The 1,569-nt window shown below is 69.5% G+C and carries 3 protein-coding genes and 1 other annotated feature; all 3 genes read left to right on the top strand.

Annotated features, from left to right (window positions below; genetic code table 11):
* The first annotated feature begins 203 nt into the window (after nucleotides 1–203).
* The gene (locus ACFUC1_RS20555) at nucleotides 204–446 is read left to right on the top strand and encodes a helix-turn-helix domain-containing protein (RefSeq protein ID WP_379123168.1); all 243 of its coding nucleotides are present in this window, start codon (nucleotides 204–206) and stop codon (nucleotides 444–446) included.
* A 51-nt stretch (nucleotides 447–497) separates the two neighbouring features.
* A complete protein-coding gene (locus ACFUC1_RS20550; RefSeq protein ID WP_379123166.1) occupies nucleotides 498–824 on the top strand; it encodes a transposase in 327 nt (108 codons plus the stop codon).
* Nucleotides 782–910: a sequence feature (AL1L pseudoknot), on the top strand. (Overlaps the previous gene by 43 nt.)
* Nucleotides 821–1,569, top strand: a 749-nt coding sequence (locus ACFUC1_RS20545; RefSeq protein WP_379123170.1) for an IS3 family transposase, incomplete at its 3' end; no start/stop codon positions are given. Its footprint overlaps the feature before it by 90 nt. The genes ACFUC1_RS20550 and ACFUC1_RS20545, both read left to right, overlap by 4 nt.

Genomic DNA, 1,569 nt, shown 5'->3' with positions numbered 1-1,569 from the left:
CCGAGCCGGCCCCGAGCCGGCCCCCCCCCCCCCCCGCCCCCGCCCGCCCGGCGCCGGCCGGGGCCCGCCGCCGCCGCCCCCCCCCGGCCGCGGCGAAGCCGCGTTTAAACCAGTAAAGAAACTCCTCACCAATAGCACCAATGCTCGGCTGTGCTCCGTCGGGTGATGTGCAACGTGTGTGCGTCAGGTGATGTGCAACCGGGGTGGAGTCGGCAGCCTGTGTCGGGACGTCGTCCGTGGGGCGTCCTGGAGCGGGGAGGCCGGGATTGGCACTGGTTGTCTTGTCGGTGGTCGAGCAGCGTCTGGACGCGGTCCGGGCGGTTCTGGCTGGTGGTGATGTGGCGGTGGTGGCCGCGGCGGCTGGGGTTCACCGGGTCACGCTGTGGCGGTGGGTGGGCCGGTATCTGAGCGAGGGTGTGGCCGGGTTGGCGGACCGGTCGCATTGAACCGCCCCGGTTTTGGTGGAGGGTCCCGACCTCTTCAGGGAGGCTGGAGTCATGCCCGCACCGAGGAAGTACAGCGACGAGCTGCGTGAGCGCGCGGTTCGGATGGTGAACGAGACGTTGAAGGACAATCCTGGGATGGCGCACAAGCGTGCCTGTCAGCAGGTGGGTGAGCAGCTGGGGATCCCGGGGGCCACGTTGCGGAACTGGTTCCGTGACCCGTCTAGGAGTCCGTCGGGTCCCTTGGAACCTCCGCCGGATCCGAATGCCCGGCTCGTGGAGCTGGAGCGGGAAAACCGTGAGCTGCGACGGGCGAACGCGATCTTGAAGAGCGCGTCGGCTTTCTTCGCGGCGGAGCTCGACCGCCCACCCACACGCTGATCGCGTACGTCGACGCGCACAAGGACCAGTTCGGGGTCGAGCCGATCTGCACCGTCCTCACCGAGGCCGGCGCCAAGATCGCCCCGAGCACCTACTACGCCCACCATGGCCGGTCACCGTCGAGGCGAACGATCACCGACGCCGCCCTTGATGAGCGGATCACGGTGCTCTTCGAGGCCAACTACCGGGTGTACGGGGTCCGCAAGATGTGGAAGGCGTTGAACCGCCAAGAGCGCATCGACGAGGCCGGCGGGTCGACGGGCGGCCGGTACGACCCGGTGCCGCGGTGCACCGTGGAGCGGAGGATGCGGGCCTTGGGGCTGCGCGGCGCGACCGCCGGAGACCACAAGCGGCCCCGCACCACCATCCCCGGCAGGGACACCCGGCCCGAGGACCAGCTCAAACGGGACTTCACCGCTGCTGCCCCGGACACCCGGTGGGTCGCCGACATCACCTACGTGCCGACCTGGGCCGGGTTCGTGTACGTCGCGTTCGTCATGGACCTGTACTCGCGCCGGATCGTTGGCTGGCGGGTGTCGTCCACTCTGCGTTCCGACCTCGCCTTGGACGCCCTGGAGCAGGCCATCTGGCAGCGTAGGCACGAAGGACACGGCTTGGCCGGGCTGGTCCATCACTCCGACCGCGGCGTGCAGGGCGGACTCAAGCGGTCGTCGCAACACCTCGATCGTGGAGGTGTCGATGGGCAGGCCAGCGGGATGGATGACGGAGCTCACGGGACGGTCGG

Source organism: Pedococcus sp. NPDC057267, assembly GCF_042668795.1.
Taxonomy (GTDB): Bacteria; Actinomycetota; Actinomycetes; order Actinomycetales; family Dermatophilaceae; genus Pedococcus.
The sequence above is the reverse complement of the archived record's forward strand: the minus strand, read 5'-3'. Positions and strand labels throughout refer to the sequence as shown.

Excerpts from the sequence above, each read along its gene's own strand:
- ACFUC1_RS20550 (WP_379123166.1), top strand. The coding sequence starts at position 498 with ATGCCCGCACCGAGGAAGTACAGCGACGAGCTGCGTGAGCGCGCGGTT.